This window comes from Rothia sp. L_38 (assembly GCF_050689125.1).
Taxonomy (GTDB): domain Bacteria; phylum Actinomycetota; class Actinomycetes; order Actinomycetales; family Micrococcaceae; genus Rothia.
In genome coordinates this window covers 81,723-100,256 of the sequence record NZ_JBOEQD010000003.1, presented here as the reverse complement: position 1 = coordinate 100,256, position 18,534 = coordinate 81,723, and the positions used below count along the sequence as shown (strand labels likewise).

The 18,534-nt window shown below is 59.3% G+C and carries 19 protein-coding genes and 1 other RNA gene; 16 read left to right on the top strand and 4 right to left on the bottom strand.

Annotation, left to right across the window (positions count from 1 at the left end; translation table 11 throughout):
* The first annotated feature begins 1 nt into the window (after nt 1).
* From ACRCJM_RS03035 to ssrA, 7 genes are all read left to right on the top strand, one after another.
* On the top strand, nt 2-388 hold the full coding sequence (locus ACRCJM_RS03035; protein WP_431463761.1) for a TadE/TadG family type IV pilus assembly protein: 387 nt from the start codon (nt 2-4) through the stop codon (nt 386-388).
* Nucleotides 369-827, top strand: a complete 459-nt coding sequence (locus ACRCJM_RS03030; protein WP_431463760.1) for a pilus assembly protein TadE — start codon at nt 369-371, stop codon at nt 825-827. Before ACRCJM_RS03035 ends, ACRCJM_RS03030 begins: the two co-directional genes overlap by 20 nt.
* Nucleotides 824-1,315: a pilus assembly protein TadG-related protein gene (locus ACRCJM_RS03025; RefSeq protein ID WP_431463759.1), complete on the top strand. Its 492-nt coding sequence runs from the start codon at nt 824-826 to the stop codon at nt 1,313-1,315. The genes ACRCJM_RS03030 and ACRCJM_RS03025 overlap by 4 nt, the downstream gene beginning before the upstream one ends.
* Nucleotides 1,316-1,396: 81 nt before the next feature.
* A complete protein-coding gene (gene prfB / locus ACRCJM_RS03020; protein ID WP_431463758.1) occupies nt 1,397-2,521 on the top strand; it encodes a peptide chain release factor 2 in 1,125 nt (374 codons plus the stop codon).
* Nucleotides 2,518-3,012, top strand: a complete 495-nt coding sequence (smpB, locus tag ACRCJM_RS03015) for an SsrA-binding protein SmpB (RefSeq protein WP_135012007.1) — start codon at nt 2,518-2,520, stop codon at nt 3,010-3,012. The genes prfB and smpB overlap by 4 nt, the downstream gene beginning before the upstream one ends.
* Nucleotides 3,013-3,038: 26 nt before the next feature.
* Complete coding sequence (locus ACRCJM_RS03010; protein WP_237185387.1) at nt 3,039-3,620, top strand: DUF4190 domain-containing protein; 582 nt, start codon at nt 3,039-3,041, stop codon at nt 3,618-3,620.
* Between the two features lie 150 nt (nt 3,621-3,770).
* Nucleotides 3,771-4,146, top strand: a transfer-messenger RNA (tmRNA) gene (gene ssrA / locus ACRCJM_RS03005).
* 64 nt (nt 4,147-4,210) lie between these two features.
* Here the strand turns inward: ssrA and ACRCJM_RS03000 are convergent.
* Nucleotides 4,211-5,587: an MFS transporter gene (locus ACRCJM_RS03000; RefSeq protein WP_377129599.1), complete on the bottom strand. Its 1,377-nt coding sequence runs from the start codon at nt 5,585-5,587 to the stop codon at nt 4,211-4,213.
* Between the two features lie 478 nt (nt 5,588-6,065).
* On the opposite strand from ACRCJM_RS03000, the gene ACRCJM_RS02995 reads away from it, so the two are divergent.
* From ACRCJM_RS02995 to ACRCJM_RS02970, 6 genes are all read left to right on the top strand, one after another.
* Nucleotides 6,066-6,935, top strand: coding sequence for a PucR family transcriptional regulator (locus tag ACRCJM_RS02995; protein WP_431463757.1), 870 nt, complete (start codon nt 6,066-6,068; stop codon nt 6,933-6,935).
* Nucleotides 6,936-7,102: 167 nt separating this feature from the next.
* Entirely contained in the window at nt 7,103-7,594 is a 492-nt protein-coding gene (locus ACRCJM_RS02990; protein ID WP_431463756.1) for an aromatic ring-opening dioxygenase LigA, read from the top strand.
* 158 nt (nt 7,595-7,752) lie between these two features.
* The gene (locus tag ACRCJM_RS02985; RefSeq protein WP_431463755.1) at nt 7,753-8,274 is read left to right on the top strand and encodes a DUF4190 domain-containing protein; all 522 of its coding nucleotides are present in this window, start codon (nt 7,753-7,755) and stop codon (nt 8,272-8,274) included.
* A gap of 137 nt (nt 8,275-8,411) precedes the next feature.
* Nucleotides 8,412-11,240: a GNAT family N-acetyltransferase gene (locus tag ACRCJM_RS02980; protein WP_431463754.1), complete on the top strand. Its 2,829-nt coding sequence runs from the start codon at nt 8,412-8,414 to the stop codon at nt 11,238-11,240.
* 72 nt (nt 11,241-11,312) lie between these two features.
* Nucleotides 11,313-11,936, top strand: a complete 624-nt coding sequence (locus ACRCJM_RS02975; RefSeq protein ID WP_431463753.1) for a DUF5998 family protein — start codon at nt 11,313-11,315, stop codon at nt 11,934-11,936.
* A gap of 1 nt (nt 11,937) precedes the next feature.
* Nucleotides 11,938-13,170, top strand: coding sequence for an alkaline phosphatase family protein (locus ACRCJM_RS02970; protein WP_431463752.1), 1,233 nt, complete (start codon nt 11,938-11,940; stop codon nt 13,168-13,170).
* A gap of 33 nt (nt 13,171-13,203) precedes the next feature.
* On the opposite strand, the gene ACRCJM_RS02965 is transcribed toward ACRCJM_RS02970, so the two are convergent.
* Both ACRCJM_RS02965 and sepH read right to left on the bottom strand, forming a co-directional pair.
* Nucleotides 13,204-14,199: a hypothetical protein gene (locus ACRCJM_RS02965; RefSeq protein WP_431463751.1), complete on the bottom strand. Its 996-nt coding sequence runs from the start codon at nt 14,197-14,199 to the stop codon at nt 13,204-13,206.
* Nucleotides 14,200-14,452: 253 nt separating this feature from the next.
* Entirely contained in the window at nt 14,453-15,787 is a 1,335-nt protein-coding gene (gene sepH / locus ACRCJM_RS02960; RefSeq protein WP_431463750.1) for a septation protein SepH, read from the bottom strand.
* Nucleotides 15,788-16,211: 424 nt separating this feature from the next.
* Here sepH and ACRCJM_RS02955 point away from each other — a divergent pair, with 424 nt between their 5' ends.
* Nucleotides 16,212-16,511 (top strand): DUF4193 domain-containing protein, encoded by a 300-nt coding sequence (locus ACRCJM_RS02955; protein ID WP_083091691.1) that lies wholly within the window; start codon nt 16,212-16,214, stop codon nt 16,509-16,511.
* A 111-nt stretch (nt 16,512-16,622) separates the two neighbouring features.
* Here the strand turns inward: ACRCJM_RS02955 and ACRCJM_RS02950 are convergent, their stop codons facing one another.
* Nucleotides 16,623-17,090 (bottom strand): DUF3093 domain-containing protein, encoded by a 468-nt coding sequence (locus ACRCJM_RS02950; protein ID WP_431463749.1) that lies wholly within the window; start codon nt 17,088-17,090, stop codon nt 16,623-16,625.
* A 133-nt stretch (nt 17,091-17,223) separates the two neighbouring features.
* Here ACRCJM_RS02950 and dut point away from each other — a divergent pair, with 133 nt between their 5' ends.
* A complete protein-coding gene (gene dut / locus ACRCJM_RS02945; RefSeq protein WP_237199541.1) occupies nt 17,224-17,667 on the top strand; it encodes a dUTP diphosphatase in 444 nt (147 codons plus the stop codon).
* A 34-nt stretch (nt 17,668-17,701) separates the two neighbouring features.
* Nucleotides 17,702-18,532, top strand: a complete 831-nt coding sequence (locus tag ACRCJM_RS02940; protein ID WP_431463748.1) for a DUF3710 domain-containing protein — start codon at nt 17,702-17,704, stop codon at nt 18,530-18,532.
* Nucleotides 18,533-18,534 lie beyond the last annotated feature (2 nt).

Sequence of the window (18,534 nt, the reverse complement as noted above, 5' to 3'; positions counted from 1 at the left end):
CATGAGAGCTGTGCCCCCTGAGAAGGAGAGAGGTAATGCAACGGCGGAGTTCGTGATGGTATCTGCCTTAGTTGTCATACTTTTTCTAGGCGTTTTACAGGTTGCTTTCGCGCTGTTCACCCGTAACGTGCTGCAGGACGCTGTATCTCAGGGGGCCCGCTATGGGGCCATGCTCGATAAAACACCGGCTGACGGAGAAGAACGCACCCACGAGTTGCTGTATTCGGTGCTGCCTTCCCACTACTCAGCAACGATTAGCAGTTCTGTTACCCAGTGGCAGGGGGCGGACGCCGTGCAGGTCACCGTGGTTGCCCCGGTGCCCCTCATCGGTCCCTTTGGGGTAGCTGCCCAGTGGGAGGTGAGTGGTCATGCTGTGGTTCAGCGATAAACGCGGTGATAGAGCCGTAGATACGCGAGAGGCAGACGACCCTGAGCAGGGCAGTGCTCTTGTTGAGTTTATTGGACTGGGTGCCCTGTTGATGGTGCCCACGGTCTATTTTCTGTTATCAGTCTTTTCGATGCAGTCGGCTGCTTTTGCAGCTTCTAACGCTAGTGCCCATGCGTTGCAGGTGATTCAGTTTTTGCCACCGGAGCAGCGTACCCAATCTGCTGTGCAAGCGGTTGCCGCTTTGACGGCTAGCGACTTTGGTTTAGAGGCCGAAACCATTACTGCCACGCTGAGCTGCGAGGACGTCTGCGCCCAGGGCGAGCGAATGACGGTAGATGTCACTGTCGAGGTTGGGCTGCCTCTGGTGCCCTGGCCAGGGGCACCGACTCTTGCCACTATGACCTCACAGGCTGTGAGTTGGGGAGGGAACTACTCATGACACAGATTAGACAGACCCAGCTTCAGCGGAGGCCGTGCCATGAGGCCACCGAGCGCGACGCTGAGCGGGGAAGCGTCCTCCCACTCATCGTGGGGTTGTGCCTGGTACTTCTGCTGGTTGCTTCCACCGTCGTTGGAGTAAGCTCCGTCTACCTCGAAAGACAGCGCCTCCAGGCTCTAGCCGACCAAGCAGCGACGTCTGCCGCTCAGCGCATTGAGGGCATCACAGCGGTAGGGGAGGCCCAGGCCCAGGTGACTCTCACCAGCGCCGGGGTGCAGGCGTCCGCTCATACCTTTCTGCAAGAAAGCGGTGCTGGCACCGACTTTTCCCACCTGACCTTAAACCCCGCAACCGGGGCGTCGGGAAACAACACTGCGGTTATCGTCCTTTCTGCCAGGGCCCACCCGCCCTTACTCTCCGTTGTGCTACCTGACGGCGTCGATATCACCGTTACCGGCCGGGCGCGCGTCATCACCACCCAAGATTAGAATAGAAGGGCTCTGCCCCGTCAGCGCAAAACAGGGGCAAAATCGGGCGCTTACCATCGTTTTCAGCTAGGGTTAATAGTCATGGCTACTTTAGATTTTTCTGCCCAGATCAAAACCCTGCGCTCAACCTACGCCTCCATCGAAGAGGTCAGCGACGTTGAGCAGCTGCGCGCTACCATCGCAGAACTCTCTGAAGCAGCCGGCGCCCCCGACCTTTGGGACGACCCCGACGCCGCCCAAAAGGTCACCTCCCAGCTCTCCCTCAAACAGGCCGAACTCGATAAGCTCGTCAAACTAAGCCAGGCCATCGACGACCTTGAGGTCATGGTAGAACTCGCCGACGAAGAGGGCGATGCTGACACCCTTGCCGAAGCAGAAACCGAACTGCAGGCTATCGAAAAGCGCCTAGCAGAGCTCGAAGTAATCACCCTGCTCTCGGGTGAGTACGATCAGCGCGACGCCGTCGTGACCATCCGAGCAGGAGCCGGTGGCGTGGATGCCGCCGACTTCGCAGAGATGCTTCTGCGCATGTACCTGCGCTGGGCCGAGAAAAACGGCTTCGACACCACGGTGATGGATACCTCCTACGCCGAAGAAGCCGGCCTCAAATCAGCAACCTTTGAGGTCAAAGCCCCCTACGCCTTTGGGCGCCTATCTATCGAAGCGGGAACCCATCGTCTGGTGCGCATCTCTCCCTTCAACAGCCAGGGCAAACGCATGACGTCCTTCGCTGCGGTGGAAGTCATCCCCCTCATCGAGCAGACCGACCACATCGAAATCCCCGAGTCCGAACTCAAAATCGATGTATTCCGCTCCTCAGGGCCCGGCGGTCAGTCCGTGAACACCACGGACTCCGCCGTCCGTATGACCCACATCCCCACCGGCATCGTGGTCTCCATGCAGAACGAAAAGTCCCAGCTACAAAACCGAGCCGCAGCACTGCGCGTCCTGCAATCCCGCCTTCTCCTGCTCCGCAAAGAGCAAGAGGACGCCAAAAAGAAGGAACTTGCCGGTGACGTCAAAGCCTCCTGGGGTGACCAGATGCGATCCTACGTGCTCAACCCCTACCAGATGGTCAAAGACCTGCGAACCAACTATGAAGAGGGAAACCCCAGCGCCGTATTCGACGGTGCGCTCGACGGTTTCATCGACGCCGGCGTGCGGTGGCGCGCAGCAGAACGACAGAAAAGAAAGAACGAAGAATAATCGTGGCTAAGAAAAAAGTAACGAAAGAAGACCCGAATAACCACACCATAGCGTCCAACCGCCGCGCTCGCCATAACTACAACATCGTAGAAACCTGGGAGGCAGGGCTGGTGCTCATGGGCACCGAGGTTAAATCCCTGCGCGATGGGGGAGCCTCAATTACCGACGGCTTCTGCCAGATGTACGGCAATGAGCTGTGGCTAGAGGGCATCCATATCGCTGAATACGGGCGCGGCTCCTGGACCAACCACGCAGCCCGTCGCCGCCGTAAACTGCTCATGCACCGCAGCGAAATCAATAAGATCGCTCAGAAGCTCAAGGAAAGCGGCTACACCGTCGTGCCCCTCAAGCTCTATTTCAGCAAGGGGCGAGCCAAGGTAGAAATTGCCCTGGCCACCGGTAAACGCGACTACGACAAGCGCCAGGCCCTGCGTGAGCGCCAGGACAACCTCGAAGCCCAGCGCGCTATGCGCTATAAGAACCTGGGCTAGCCTAACAACCTACTCGAAGGAGAGAAATGACCACCGGAAACAACAAGGAAAACCCCTACGGCGATTACGTGCCCGGGCAGTACAGCTCAGGTTCCACAGAGCAGGGAAACGGGGACTATAGCCAGCAGGCTAACAGTGCTTCCTCACAGCCTAACTACACACAGCCCAACTACTCACAGCCTACCTACGGCCAAGCAGATTACAGCCAGCAGCCTGCCAGCTACCCGTCCTACGGGTATGACGCTTACGGCCAGCAGGTAGCCTCAGCACCTAAGGGCCTAGCCATTACGTCGCTGATTCTAGGTATCCTATCTTTCCTGAGCGGCTGGGTCATTCTAGGCGGTATTTTGGGTATCGTTGGCTTGGTGCTGGGCATCGTTGCCCTGCGTAAGACCAAGACCGGTGGCGGCGGCAAGGGTCTGGCTATCACCGGCATCGTATTTAGCTCCCTGGGCATTCTTATTTCCCTGGCAATGTTGGTGTTCTTCGGCTGGATTTTCTCAGCCTTCGGTGAGTGTATGGCCTACTCTCAGGACGAGGTTCTCATGGAACAGTGCATTAACCAGCAGCTGGGCCTTGACGTCACAGATTCAAGCAGCAACGTCTAATCAACCTGCCAGCTGGCTCTTTACAGCATGGAGAGCCAGCTGGTAGACTGGTACATCCGAGCTAATTGGGCCGGTGTCTTTCACCGATGAGTTGCGACTCGAAAGAGCACTGGAAAACGCTTAGCTTGGCGTTCTTTGATACAAGAATATGGGGATGATCGGTTTCGACGATGTGAGTTGAGATGGATGAAGCGTGCCGAGGACGCAGGGTTATCTCGTTAACGCCCTCTGCAAAAAAATAAGTGCAGAATCTAAGCGCACTGACTTCGCACTCGCTGCCTAATAATCCCAGCGATGCAGTCTGGTAGCCTGAGCTTGCCTTTGGCTCAGCCCCTACCATCAGTTTAAAAGGCCACTGCTGCCCGTCCTTGTCGTAGGGCCGGGTGGGACTTTTATACGGCTAGGTTAGGCCTTGTAAGTGTTTGCGCAAGCAAGGTAGCCGAAAACACCGCTTTCGCAAACTGCGCACGGAGAAGACCCGTTGACGCCACATCGGACCGGGGTTCGATTCCCCGCATCTCCACAGTATTGAGGCCCTCCGCCCGGGTAATCCGGGCGGAGGGCCTTTTCTGTGTCTCTACGAGTTGGCGTTACTTCTTAGGCTCGACCGTGGGGATAGATGAAGTAGCAACCTTCTCCATGAGGTCAGCATCGGCGTCACGAACCCGCTGATAGTTTTTCTGGGTAGTGAAAGCTGCAGCTAGGAAGGAAAGGACCGCGCAACCGATGAAGAAGTACATGGGCGAGGTAATGTCGCCTGTTGCGTTGACCAGGTAGGTGGCGATGAAGGGCGCGGAGCCGCCGAAGACTGCAACGGGAATATTGTAGCCCATGGAAATACCGGTGGCGCGAATGGACGTGGGAATCAGGTCGCTCATCACCGCGTAGGGGGTTGAAGAGTAGAGGCCAAAGAGCACGCAAATTACCATAAAGGGCAGGAAGATTTCGGACGGCGTTGAGCCGGGGGCCGTGGTGAAGTACCAGTAGAGCGCGGGGATGGTGAGCGCAGAGGTTGCCATGAGGAACCAGCGCCGGCCGAAAACGTCGGTAATCAGGCCGCCCAGGGGCATGAGGGAGGCCGCCGTTAGACCGCCGATAGTGATGAACCAGAAACGGGTATTAGCTGAGAATCCTAGGTCCTTGACGAAGTAGGTGGAGGAGTAGGTCAAAATAAGGTAGAACATGCTTGCCAACAGGGCAATGGAGCCTGCGACAAGGGTGATGTTGAGTTTCCACTGGAAGGTGGCGCGGATGGGGCGCTTCTCTTGATGGCCTGATTCTGAAATTGCCTCAAACTGGGCTGTGTCTTCAAGGCGGGAGCGGATAAAGGCAGCGATAAGGCCGAGTGGGCCTGCAATGATGAAGGGGATGCGCCAGCCGTATTCCTGCATGGCAGCATCGCCCAGGATTGAGGCAAGGCCGTTGGCTACGATGGAGCCCAGAATAAGGCCTGAGACTGCGATGGTCATGAGCAGAGAGGTAGCTAGGCCGCGACGTTCGGGGCCTCCATATTCGGCAACGTAGGAGGTGACGGTGCCGATTTCACCGCCCGCGGAGAGCCCCTGAAGGCAGCGAGCCAGAATAAGTAGAGCGGGGGCTACAAAACCGATGGCTTCGTAGGTGGGGAGCAGGCCAATCACGAAGGTGGAGCCCGACATAAGGAACATGACCAGGGCCATGGTATTTTTGCGTCCGATGCGGTCACCGAGCGGGCCGAAGACGAAGCCACCGAGGGGCCTCATAAAGAAAGAAAGTGCAAAGGTTGCGAAGGATGCGAGCAGGGCTACGGCTGGTGTGTTGGCTGAGAAGAAAGCAGCGCCTACGTAGATAGCGACAAAGCCGTAGACACCGTAGTCGTACCATTCGATGAGGTGCCCGGCGACGGCCCCGATAAAGGCTTTGCGCTTTTGCTTTGTGGTACGTACCGGCTGCATCACCTTTTCTGCTTTGAAGATTGCTTCTGTCATCTTTGGTTCCCTTGGTGTTGTTTGTGTGGACGCCCCCGGTGCGGTAGGCGTTGCACTAACACTAATAATGTGATTTACATCATGGCAATGTAGGTTTTTTCATTACATGTTGTTCCGGTGTGTAATTTTCTACAATAGTGATATGCGTGAGATACCTTACATTAGCTTGGATGTTTTACTGCGAACTCTGGTTGTGGAAAAGGATGCCCTGGTGGTGAGTGCTGTAAGAGCTGTTGTTGATGAGCTCTCGGAGTACCGGGCAGTGCCACGTGAAGAGCTGGTTGATAGCGTGGCAGGGGTTTTTGATGCGGCGATAATGTGCCAAGAAAGTTCTACTCCTGTAGATGAAGTCTTGGATGGTGGGCGTGAAAGGGTCTATGAGGTGGCTCCTCGCCGAAAGGTGCAGGGGGTTTCTCTAGCCTCTGTGTTGAGGGCGCACCGCCTTGCTCTATCTGCTACCCAGCGAAGATTTGTGCAGATGGCTGAGCGTTCTGGCTTGCCTTTTGAAAAACGCCTGGAGTCCATGGGGATTATGTGGGAGGTGGGTGAGTGGTTCATGGTTCAGGCGGCGCGCGACTATGAACCTGCCCTGTTGAGCGACACCGAGCGGAGAAAGGTTGAAAAACGCGACTTTCTAACTCGTCTTGTGCAGGGAACTTTGGAGGCGGTGGACGAAGAGCGCCTGGCTAGTCGCCTGGGGCTGCCCGGGGAGCTGGAATATCAGGTAGTTCTGGGTCGGGAGATCTCCCCGATTACATGGGCTGCTGAGGTTGAGAACGCTTTTTCGGATGCTCTTGCCCCGGCTGTAGCCGATGCGGTTGAGGGGTGCCTGGTGGGGGTGCTTCCAGCCCTTGAGGGGGCGGACGCTGCTGCCTCCCGAGCGAGTGAACGGCAGGATCTTCGGGGTGGAGTTCTGGCTCTTGGGTGCCCCGTGCGTATTGGAAAACTTGCAGAATCGCTGGAAGAAGCACGAATCGTCTTGGCTTCGTTAGAACCGGGCAGCGTAGGGTGCTTTGATGTGCGTAGCCGGGGCTGGCGCCTAGCGGTTGCGTGTGCTCCCTGGCTGGGGGATGTTGTGGGACAGGGGTTATTGGCGCCTTTGTGGGAGAATCGCGGCGGCGGTGAAGCCCTGCTGATGTATGTGTGGGCGTTTTTGGAGCATGGCCGTAGTTATCGTGATGCTGCCCAGGCTCTCTATATCCACGAGAATACTTTGCGGAATAAGGTCGCGAAATTTGAGCAGATCACCGGCCGTAGTCTGAATGAAATTGATACCTGTATCGAACTAATGTGGCTGCGGCACGATATGGCCCTAAAGGGCACTCTCAGTGTAGGTGATTCAGTCTAAAGCACCTTATCAATAAGGTTATGTGGACTATTTTAAGTGAATATTAAGAGGTTTTATGCGAAGTGGAATAAGGGGGTGGTGGACGATAAAATAATACATAGTTATAAAACATTGCTGAAGATTCAGCAGTGGACAATATTCACCCACTACCTCTTGAGAGGCCTACCATGTCACGCCTTGCCGGGCTTGTATCGATTCTTGCCGCCATCGTCATGCTGATTGGAGGTGCCACCGTGTGGGTTACAGTTAGCAACCAGCTCGCAGAAGAGCGCATTAGCGTACCTGCCGATTCTGAATTTATGGGCGGCGCCTTTGCCGGTAAGGATGTTAAAGGCCCCCTGACTGCTTACGCTCAGGCAGAAACCATTCGCCAGCATGCCACCGCAGGTGCTGAAGGTACCGTTTACGAAGGAAAAACCTATGCCGAGCTGGGTGCCATGGTGCGCGAAGCTCAAGAGACTGGCGATGAAACACTGGCAGAAGAACTTCAGACCCGCCGCAACCTGGTGATGGACGCTTCTTTCTTGCGCGCTTCTCTCTTCACCTCGGTTGTTTCCTTTGGTGTATCAGCCCTGGTCATGGGACTGGGAGTTGTGCTTGGTTTTATTGGTGCCGCCCTGCTCAAAATTGCTCCGAAAAAGGTAGCTGTTACCGCCTAGTTCTCTGAGTAGCAGCAAGTTCCAGCCCCGTTTCTTCGCCTCTATGCGGTGAGTAGAAGCGGGGCTGTTGCCTAGATTACGAGGTGACGGTACTGGTAAGCTGACCATAAGATAAGGCCCAGTAGCGGGCCAATGATTTTAGGAAGAAAGAGGACGCCGTGAGCACCCAGCCCCCGCTTACCCCCCAGTCGCAAGCACCCGCGGGCACAGGCGTCCTTCTGCCTCCTGTTCTGGACTACGAAACCCCGGGGGAGCCTGCCCAGTACCGGGTGCCAGGCGCCCACCGCCGCCCCTATGGAGAAATGGTGCGGGATAAGCGAGGCCGTGGCTACTACCAGGCGGTCATGGCTCTATCGGTGGGCGTGGCGAGCTGGCTTGTAGTGCTCATGGCGGGCGTTTTTGCCCTGCTAGCTCTCATTCCTGCGGTGGCAGCTATCGTGCTGGGTATCAAAGCCTTACACGCTCGCAAACGTAACCCGCGCACCCGCTTTCATGGGCAGACAGCCGGTATGGCCTGGGGCGGTATTGCCCTGGGCATTCTCTGCATCCCGGTGGCGGTCTTCTTCTACTTCATGGCGAGCTGGTTCCTGAACGGGGCCGAAACCGCAAACTGCGAAATCACCCACGCCGGGGACGAAGAGGCTATCACCCGCTGTATCGAGAGCAACACCAGCTACTAAAAATGAGTGGGAGCCTGCAGCGACTCTTATTCTTCCACTAATCATCGAGAGGGCCCATCGCAACCATGGGGCTGTGAGCTCCACCTCAATCGCGTTATGATGGGGGAAAGCGCCCCCAGCATGCCCAGGAGCACCCCGTGACTGAATCAGAAGCACCCGCAGGCCGCTACGAGCAGGACGGCCACGCCCCCCGTTTCACCCCAGCAGATCCGGCTCACCCTACGACCGCCGAAATTCCCTTCATCTACCCGGCCCACTGGGAGGCGGACGTCGTCCTGCGCGACGGAGCCACTGCCAACCTGCGCCCCGTCGTCCCTACCGACCGGGCAGCCCTCGAAAAAATGTACGCGGGCCAGTCTGAACGCACTATCTACCTGCGTTTCTTCACCCACAAGCCCACCCTGAGCGACAAAGAACTGACCCGGTTCACCACGGTGGATCACAATAACCGGGTCGCCTTCGTCATCATGCTGGGCGATGAAATGATCGGCATCGGCCGCTACGACCGCACCCACAACCCCACCGAGGCCGAAGTGGCCTTCATGATTTCCGATGCCCACCAGGGGCGCGGCATCGGGTCAATCCTGCTAGAACACCTTGCAGCAGCAGCTAACGAACGCGGTATCGACAGGTTCAGCGCCGAAGTCCTGCCGCAGAACCGCAAAATGCTCAATGTCTTCACCGATGCGGGCTACGAGATTTCCCGCGAATTTGAAGACGGCCTGGTCATGGTCTACTTCAACATCGACCCCACCGACCGCTCCCGCGGCGTGATGGAAGCCCGCGAACACCGTGCCGAAGCCAAATCTATCGCCGAGCTCCTTGCCCCAGACACCGTTGCCGTGATCGGTACAGCACCCCGCTGGGAAGCCAACGGCCACAAGGTCATTAAAACCCTGGTTGCAGGTGGATTCACCGGAACCCTCTACGGCGTCAACGAGAATCAGCTACCTGCCGGTGAGGTGCCCATTTACCCCAGCATCGGTGAAGTACCGGCCCGTGTAGATTTAGCTATTATCGCCGTCCCCATCGCCGAGGTAGCCGCAGCCGTAGAAGCCTGCGGCGAGGCGGGCGTCCGCGGCGTCCTCATCTACACCTCCGGCTACGCGGACGACGGGGCCCGCGGCCGCGCCCGCCAAAAAGCCCTGGTGAAATCAGCACGTAGCCACGGTATGCGCGTCATCGGCCCTGCCTCCTTCGGCCTGCTGAACAATAACCCTGGCGTCCGCCTTGACGCCACCATCAGCGCCCAGGACCCCAAGCCCGGCGCCCTGGGTCTTTTTAGCCAGTCCTCAGCTATCGGCGCCATGTTCTCTAACACCGCCGTCAAGCGCAATATCGGTGTATCGTCCCTGGTCTCTGCGGGCAACCGCGCAGATGTGTCGGGTAACGACATCATGCAGTACTGGGAAGATGACGAAGCAACCCGCGTCTGTGCCCTCTACCTTGAATCTATCGGTAACCCCCGAAAGTTCTCCCGTATCGCCCGTAGGCTCTCCCGCGTCAAGCCCGTGCTCGTGGCCAAGAACGCTGTGACCGGCCAGCAGCTCCCTCCCGGGCATTCGGGGCGGACCTCCATCGCCCCCACCGAAGCCCTGGATGCCATGTTCAAGCAGGCCGGAGTTATCAGTGCCGAAACCTTCGACCAGGTGCTCGACGTTGCCCAGGTGCTGGTCTCCCAGCCCCTTCCCGCTGGGCGGCGCGTGGCTATCCTCTCCAACGCCTCAGCCCTGGGACAGATTATCGCCGACAAGTCCGAGGCCCTGAACATCGATGTGCGGGTGACCGAGTCCATGCTGAGGCTCACCGATGACGGGATCGACGGGCTAGAGGTGCTTGAAGACGTGGCAACCAGCGCCCTCGAAGCATCAGATATTGATGCGGCTATCGGAGTCTTCCTCACCGGTGACTCTATCGACCCCAAGGACGTTGCCCGCGTCCTTTACCGTGCAGGCAAGCGTACCGGAAAACCCGTGGTTGCTGCCTTCCCCGGCACGCTCAGCTTTGATGCCGCCCTTCGCGGAATCTGGGAAGACCCGGATGAGCGGACGCCCGCCCCGGCAGAGGGGGACACAGCGGGGGAGAGCGCCCCCCTCCTGCAAGAAGGGCTGCCCTGCTTTGAGTCACCGGGGGCTTCTATCCTGGCTTTGGCAAGCGTCATGGACTATGTGGAGTGGCGCGAGAAAGAAACCGGGGTTCTGGCTACTCCCGAGAACGTCAGCCCCAAGGCTGCGGCCGCTGACATTGCCCAGCACCTGACCCAGGTGAGCGGTGAGAACCTGCTCGATGTACCAGCTTCTGCCACCGAAGAACTCCTTGCCCACTACGGCATTAGCCTGCTGCCCGAGTACGGTTTTGACACCGCAGAAGAAGCCGTTGAGGCCGCTGCCCGGGCAGGCGGCTACCCGGTCGTTTTGAAAACAACTGACGACTTCCTGCGCCACCGCATAGACCTGGGCGGTGTGCGCCTGGGCATCGAAAGCGACACCGAACTCATCAGCGAAGTAGCCCAAATGCACCGCGTGCTCGAACCCTACGGCAGGTTCGACCTCACCGTGCAGAAACAGGCCCCGGCCGGCCAAACAGCGGTACTCACCGGCATCGAAGACCCCCTGATTGGCCCCGTGGTCTCCTTCGGCATGGCCGGGGACGCCACCAGTCTGCTGGAAGACTGGGCCCACCGCATCCCACCGCTGACCGAACGGGATGTCTACAAGATGGTGCGCTCGCCCAAGGCAGCAGCCAAGCTCTTTGCCGACGGCGACCTGCCCCAGGTGCGGGTTGACCTGCTCGAAGACCTCTGCGCCCGGGTAGCCCTGATGAAAGACAACCACCCCGAGATTGCCTACCTTGAGTTCAACCCCGTCCTGCTCTCACAAGAAACCCTCACGGTGGTGGGCGCCAAGATACGCCTGGGCAACCCCCAGCAGCGCACCGATTCTGCCCGCCGAACCATGAGCAGCTAAGTGTAACCTAGCCATGACCTAAGATGGAAGGTAGACCTACAGGCCAGATACACCCTAGAAAGAGACGAGACGATGAACCTCAGCGCAGCCGAAGCCCTCACCAGGGATATTCAGCAGGCAGGCTTTTACCCTGAGCTCGTCCTCGATACGGTCGATGAAGCCCTGGCGGGGCTGGTACCTACCTCGCACCTGGTTCAGGTAGAGACCCACTTTGACCAGAACGAGGTGCACCGCCACATTACGGTGCTGGTGCTGGCCGGTCAGATGCTCCTGGTTGCCCACCTAGATGACCAGAACCTCGACGAAAGCGGCCAGCAGGTTCTTGCCCACGTGTCGGTTGAGACCCTGCACGTGAGCCGTATTCGAACCCTGACCATCAGTTACACCTACCCGCAGCCCCAGCACTACCAGGCCGGTAGCCTCGTCTCAGAAGTCTCGATGCTGATTGCCTGGACGGGCTCCCAGCGCCTTGATGTGCAACCGGCAGACTGCCCCGACCCCGCCTGCGACGCCGACCACGGCTACACCGGTATGGGCCCGCGGGAAGACATGCTCCTGCGCGTGAGCGCCCCGGCCGACGGGGAAGAGGCTACCACCCAGGCTAGGAGCTTCGCCCGCGCTCTGCGCTCTGCCCATATGGCGGCTATGAACCAGGTTGCCGCCCCAGCAGGCGGCTCCGCGCAGGCAGGAGCCTAAGATGAGCGTCCTGACCGATTACTGCGGTAACGCCCTACCCACCGAACCCGGCTATGGCGGCAACAATCTAGCCGATCTCTTCGAATCCTGCGGCACCCTGGTCGCCCAGGGGTCTATCACCCCCGACCCGCACCCCCTGCACGGGGCAGGGCGTCATGACCTGCTCGGCCTGGCAGACCGCCTGCGCGCCGCCGGGGTTGACCCTACCCGCTACCGTAGCGTTTGTCTGGTCATGGTCGATGGTCTGGGGCAGAGCCTACTGAGTACCTATGGCTCCTACGCCCCCTTCCTGAAGAAGGCCACCCAGCTTGGCCCGATTCACTCGGCCGTCCCCTCAACCACGGTAGCTTCACTCAGCAGCCTGGGAACAGCGACCCCGCCGGGCTACCACGGCATGGCGGGGTACGAGGTGAAAAATCCGGCTACCGGGGCCGTCATGAACCAGCTGTCGGGTTGGGACAAAGCCGTCGACCCCCACCAGTGGCAGCCCCACCCCACCGTCTTTGAGCGCTACCAGAACCACCTGGATGTAGCGACAGTATCGCTGAGCAAGTATGCGGGCACCGGCCTGAGCGAGGCTGGCCTGCGGGGCGGACGCTTCGTGCACGCAGCCGGGTACGCCGCCCGAACCACCCTGGCCGCTAGCCTGCTAAATTCCCGTAAGCCGTCCCTGGTCTACCTCTACTGGGGGGAAATCGATCAGGCCGGGCACAAGTTCGGTACCCGGTCTGACCAGTGGCTAGAGCAGCTTGAAGAGCTCAACCTCGCGCTGAAATCGCTGGCCCGCAGACTGCCCCCGCACGTGCTACTACTGGTGACGGCAGATCACGGCATGGTCGATATCGCCCCTGAGAACCGCATCGACTACTCGGGCGATACGGCTCTGCTGGATAACATTGAGCTGACGGCGGGCGAACCCCGCATGGTGCAGCTCTACTTGAAAGACCCCAGCGCTTCTGCCCGCCAGGACGCCCTGGGCCGGTGGGCTGAGGCTTGGGGAGAACAGGCCTGGGTCTTTGACTCAGAAGAACTCTTTGAAGCCGGCTATTTTGGCCAGCCGATAACCGACGAGGCTCGCCGCCGTATCGGCGATATTATCGTGGCTGCCCGCGAACCTATCGCCCTCTACGACATGCGGCACTACAAGCCCCACGCCCTGCAGATGGTGGGCCAGCACGGGTCTCTCACACTTGAGGAAACTCAGGTGCCCCTGCTGATGCTACCCACCGGCTAGAACCGGTGCGGACGTTTCCCCCACCGCGTGGGGTTAGGAGCCAGTGGCTGCCGCTGCGGTAGGAGCCACGGCGTTTCCCTCATCTGCGGGAGTTAAGGGGACACTCGCTGCGCTACCTTCGTCCGTAGCTGAAGTTTCGACGGAGCGATCAGGTTCGTCAGCAGGAGTAGCGTCACCGGGAGCTACAACTTCACCCGGGTCATTAGCTACCTGGGTTGGCTCAAGAACTAGGGTTTCCTCTGCCACCGGAGTCTCATCTTCGGTACTGTCGAGAGTTGGTTCCAGCGCTGAAGGCTCGGGGATTTGCTCAACTGCAGGAACTTCTTCAGTCGGCGCATATAGAACGCTACCGGGGGCTACCGGCTCTTCGGTGCCGCCGTCTTGTTCTGTGACAGTCGGCGCCTTGGTGTTAAAACTAGGAACGGGTGCCGCCGTTGAACTTTCTGCAGCCGCTGAGCTGGTCTCTGCTACCGTGGGTGCCGGGGTCGCCTCTACCGTGGTTTGTTGAGAGCTTTCGTCGTTGAGGGGTAGTAAGAAAGCTGCGACTAGGGCGATAGCGGCTGCCGTGAGCACCGCGGAACCTACAAAAAAGACCTTTGACCCGGTCTTGCGTTCTTCCTGCTCATCTTCCGCATGACGGGGGTTCAGCTGATCACGTTCAGCTGCTGCGGCCGCCGCTGCGGCAAGAGCCGCCTGCCTGCGGGCCTCTTCTGCCCGTTCAGCTTCTTTAGCTGCGGCCTTTTCGGCAGCCCTGTCTGCCCGTCGTTCTTCTCGGGTGAGTTTCTCAACGACGTCGCCGTTGCGCATGAGGCCAAAGGCCAGAGAGTCGTCGTCCGTATCCACAACAGTACGGGTGCTCCCGCTATCTTCAGTCACGTACTCGTAACCGTTAGCTAGCGGCATAGCTTCGGTTGCATCATCGGTAGCGCCCTCGGCAGCGGGGGAAGGGAAAGCTTCTGTGGCGTCGTCGGCGGTGGTGGGCTTCTGGTCTTTAGAATGTGGTGACTGGTGGGAACGGGGCGTGGTCACGGTTTCCTTATCAAGTATTTATAAGCCCTTTACCCGTCTGCGAAAGGGGCGCGACATGGGCTGGTGCGGTGAAAATAAGAGAGATTACTGTATCTAGTGTACGCGCTGAAAGCTTGCCGGTGCTGTGGTGCCTCTAACGAAAATGCTGGCGGTGCAGGGCAACCCCCTTCCGCTTCTCGTCAGACGGTAAGGCCCCGCGTTCTACCTAGACAGGCGGACGCGGGGCCATAACCTACACCGGATAACGGTGGCTCTATCGGCGCTGGTTGCCGAAGATGATGTCATCCCAGCTCGGTACGCTCGTGCGCTTAGCCCGGCTCGACTTGGGCTGCTGGGTCTTAGGCTCTTCGACCTGCTCGGCCTGAGCCTCAGGGGCATCTTCTGCAGTCTCGGCGAGGGGGGCCTCAGCCTCCTGGATATCGTCTTCCCCCTTAGGCTCCACAGCGACATGAGAGCCCTCAGCTTCCTGGACCTGCTCATCAGGCAGGGCGCCCTGAGCACTTGAAGTCTCGGCGGGCAGGGGAGCTTCCTCAAGAGCTACCGGAGCTTCGGCGCCCATCTCGGTAGCCTCCTCAGGTACCTGCTGCTCTACGGTATTTTCACTAGCGGTATTTTCGCTAGCGGCAGTCTGCTGCTGGGCTGCTTCTTCGGCTACCGGCGCAGCAGGTTCTTCGGCTTCAGGGGCAGGTTCGGCCTGCACCTCGGCCGCGGGGGCGGGGCGGGAGCTACGGCGGGCACGTTCGAGCAGGTCAGCTAGCTTGCGCTCGCTGGCAGGGTCAAAGGAGCGGACGCCGCGGCGGGCGGTGAGCTCATCGAGCAGCTCGTTCTGTTCCTTCTGCTCGGGGATGCTCACGCGGGCGATGCGGGGCTCAGCAACCTGAACACCAACGGTGGCAGGAGCAGCCTGCTCGGGAATGTCGCTTGCAGCCTCGTCCTGGGGCGCCGCTGCCTGCTTGGCCGGGCCCGGAATGGGGGCATCGTGGGAGTGGTCGCGGCCCATGAGGAAGTAGGCGGCTTCGTTTGAAGCGTAGATACTCTGGTTGGCAGGGTTGAAGTTCCACCGAGCGGGGAACATGACGCCGCGGGGCAGGTTAGCCTGGGCGTCCTCGCCTAGCTCTACATCGACAGACACGGTCCACTGGCCTGACTCCTGCTGCCAGGTGCTCCACTCCATCGGGGCTTGGGAGAAGTCGAAGCGTTCAGATACAGCTTCGATGTGCTGATTGAGGCTCTGAGCAGTTCCACCCTGGCCGGGGGCAGGGGAGATGACCACGGTACGGGCTGTCTGGATGATGTTGGCGCGTTCAGCGACGATGGGCCACTCGTAGCGGCGCACGCGCTCCGGCTCCCACCCTGACTCTGCGGCAATCTCTTCAACCGTTGCACCCTGGCGGAAGCGGGTCTGGATATCGCGGGGGCCAAAGGCTCCGCTAGCGCTGCCGCCGCGCAGGGGGCTGATACGGCGGGCGCGGGCAATGCTCTGCCGTAGGTTCTGGTCGATGGGCAAGAGGTAGGTTGCGCTGTCAGATGATTCGAGGACGAGGTTTTCACCGTCGTCGTGAATGCCAGCAAGTCGCAGTTCTCGCACTGCTCGGTCTCCTTAGATGGGGCCGGGCACCGCCTCAGCAGAGAGGGGTGCTCACTTCAATCTTTACACTTACTTGAAAGACTACCGGCTCAAGCTGTGCTTGAAAGCTAAAGTAGCTGGGGGCAGGAGAGAAGTTTTGAAAAAACCCGGTTTTTCAAGGGTTTTTCGCTCAAGTTCAGCAAGAGCTTGAAATATTTTTCTGCTCCCGTATCAGCCCTGTCTGAGCCATTGTGACTCGCTGAGAGAGAACATGAAGTTTGCACTTGCATTATCGGGGGCAATGGTGAACAATTCTACCCGTCACCTCAACACAGTCGTAGACCCTGACGAGCGCAGAGTTGGTCGACACCAAGACCGAGGTGCAGGTACCCCAGACCAGACAGAGGGGGTATCTACCCTTCGCACACTTAATACGGAGAAAACCATGGCAACCGATTACGATGCACCTCGCAAGCAGGATGAAGAGAGCAAGGACCAGTCCTTTGAGGAGCTGCGTTCACGCCCCTCAGAAATGCAGTCAGGTGCAGTGGATGAGGACGAAAACGCAGCGGCCGAAAGTTTTGAGCTGCCCGGTGCTGACCTCTCCAATGAAGAGCTGAATGTTGTGGTGCTCCCTGCACAGGACGACGAGTTCACCTGTGCTTCTTGCTTCCTGGTGCGTCATCGCTCCCAGATTGCTCGCGAAGAGGGCGATCTCAAGTTCTGCATCGAGTGCGAGAGCTAAAGACTAAGAAACTTCAAAAGTAAGAGGGCGGGCCCGCGTTATATAACGCGGGCCCGCCCTCGTATCGCATAGAGATGATGCCTGCCAGGTGCTTAGCAGCCTTTGGGCGTCTTAGTCTTCTTCGGGCAGACCCTCATTCAGGATGGCGGCAATTTTTTCTGGGTGGCGGGAGGACGCAATCCAGTAGGGGGTGGGGTCAGCCGGGTCAGTAATCTGAACACGAATGACCGAGGTAATCCACCCGCGGAAACACATGTAGGCGCGGCCATCGAGGGCCGGGCCGGTAGCGAGGCGGGCATCTTCACCTCGGAAGGCGTAGGCTCGACCAACATAGTCACGTTCGATACGGGCCCTACCGAAGCGTACAGTGGTCTCGGTAATTTCGATGGTGGGGGAGCTGCCGTAGAGTATTCCGCCGACCAGCAGGAACATCACGATACCGGCAACGATGCCAGCGGTGATATTAATCGGTGCGCCGACCAGGAAAGAGGCTAGGCCAACGCCCAGGCAGCCTATCCACAGGCCGATTCCGGGGGCCAGACGTTCACGGTACAGCACGGTGGGGGCGGTAGCAGGCATAGCTTCCTTCGACGAGGGACAAGTTGTGAAGTATGAGCCGGGGCAAACCCGGTGCACAGGTTCTAGTCTAAGGGGTTTTGGCGCCCGATGTGGGCGGCACCGGAGCGCTTAAGCCGGTACAGTAAAGAGGGTGATGAACCAGCTTAAGATTGATATCAAGATGCTCGATGAGGGAATTGAGCCCCCCGCCTACGCCCAGCCCGGGGACGCCGGTGCTGATTTGCGCTCTCGCGTGGACCTCACCCTGCAACCGGGTGAGCGGGCCCTGGTGCCGACCGGCGTGGCGATTGCCCTGCCTGAGGGGTATGTGGGTCTGGTGCACCCCCGTTCGGGTCTGGCTGCTAAGCACGGCATTACGATTGTGAACGCACCGGGCACCGTTGATTCCGGGTATCGGGGTGAGCTTATGGTCTGCCTGCTCAATACCGACCGGGAGCAGGCTTTTGAGATTCAGCGCGGTGACCGCATTGCCCAGCTGGTTATTCAGCGGTTTGAGTCGGCTACTTTTAATGTGGTGGAGAGTTTGAGCGAAACCGAGCGTGGAACTGCCGGGTTCGGTTCAACGGGCGTACAGTAAGAGCAGGAGATAGGCGAGGGCCGAAGGAGGCACTATGTTTGGTTTTGGTAAGAAAAAGAATGGCGCGGACGCCGCGACTGAGCGTGAGCAGGGCGCAGAAGCTGCCGCTGTAGAGAGCGACGAGAAGGAAACCGCCGCTGAAGAGGCACCTGCTGAGGCTGCCCAGATCGGCACCCAGCAACCTGTCGCGCAGGAGGAGCCTGCGGCGTCCTTCGTAGAATTTACCCGTGATAACGGCCCCTTTGACATTACCGAGCAGCGCACCGGCTCTAGCTACATCGACCTGGGTGGCCTGCTGGTCAAGAGTAACCCCGGGCTGAACTTGCGCCTTGAGGCGGACCAGAAGACCCAGCAGGTTATCGCGGTGACCCTGCAGCTGGGCGAGGGCACCTTGCAGGTTCAGGCTTTTGCGGCTCCTAAGAGTCGCGGTATCTGGGATGAGATCCGTAAGGAACTGTCTGAGAGCGTGCGCCGCCAGGGTGGCCAGGTTGATATCAATGACGGCCCCTTCGGGCGTCAGCTGATCTCTCGCGTGCCCGCTGAGCTTCCCGACGGACGCAAGGGCTTCCGTATTGCCCGCTTTGTGGGTGTGGACGGGCCCCGCTGGTTCGTCCGCGGTGTCTTCTCGGGCAAGGCCGTGCTACCCGGTGAGAGCGCTACTGCCCTTGAAGAGGTCTTCCGCACCATCGTGGTCAACCGTGGTTCTGACCCCATGCCCCCGCGCGATCTTTTGCCCATGCGCGTACCCCAGAACATTCAGGACGCCGCCGCCGCCCAGGCCGCTGCCGCAGCGGCTGCCCAGGCTGAGAAGAAGCCCACTGTTGAGGTGCCCCGTCGCGGCCCCGAAATCACTGAAATTGGCTAGCG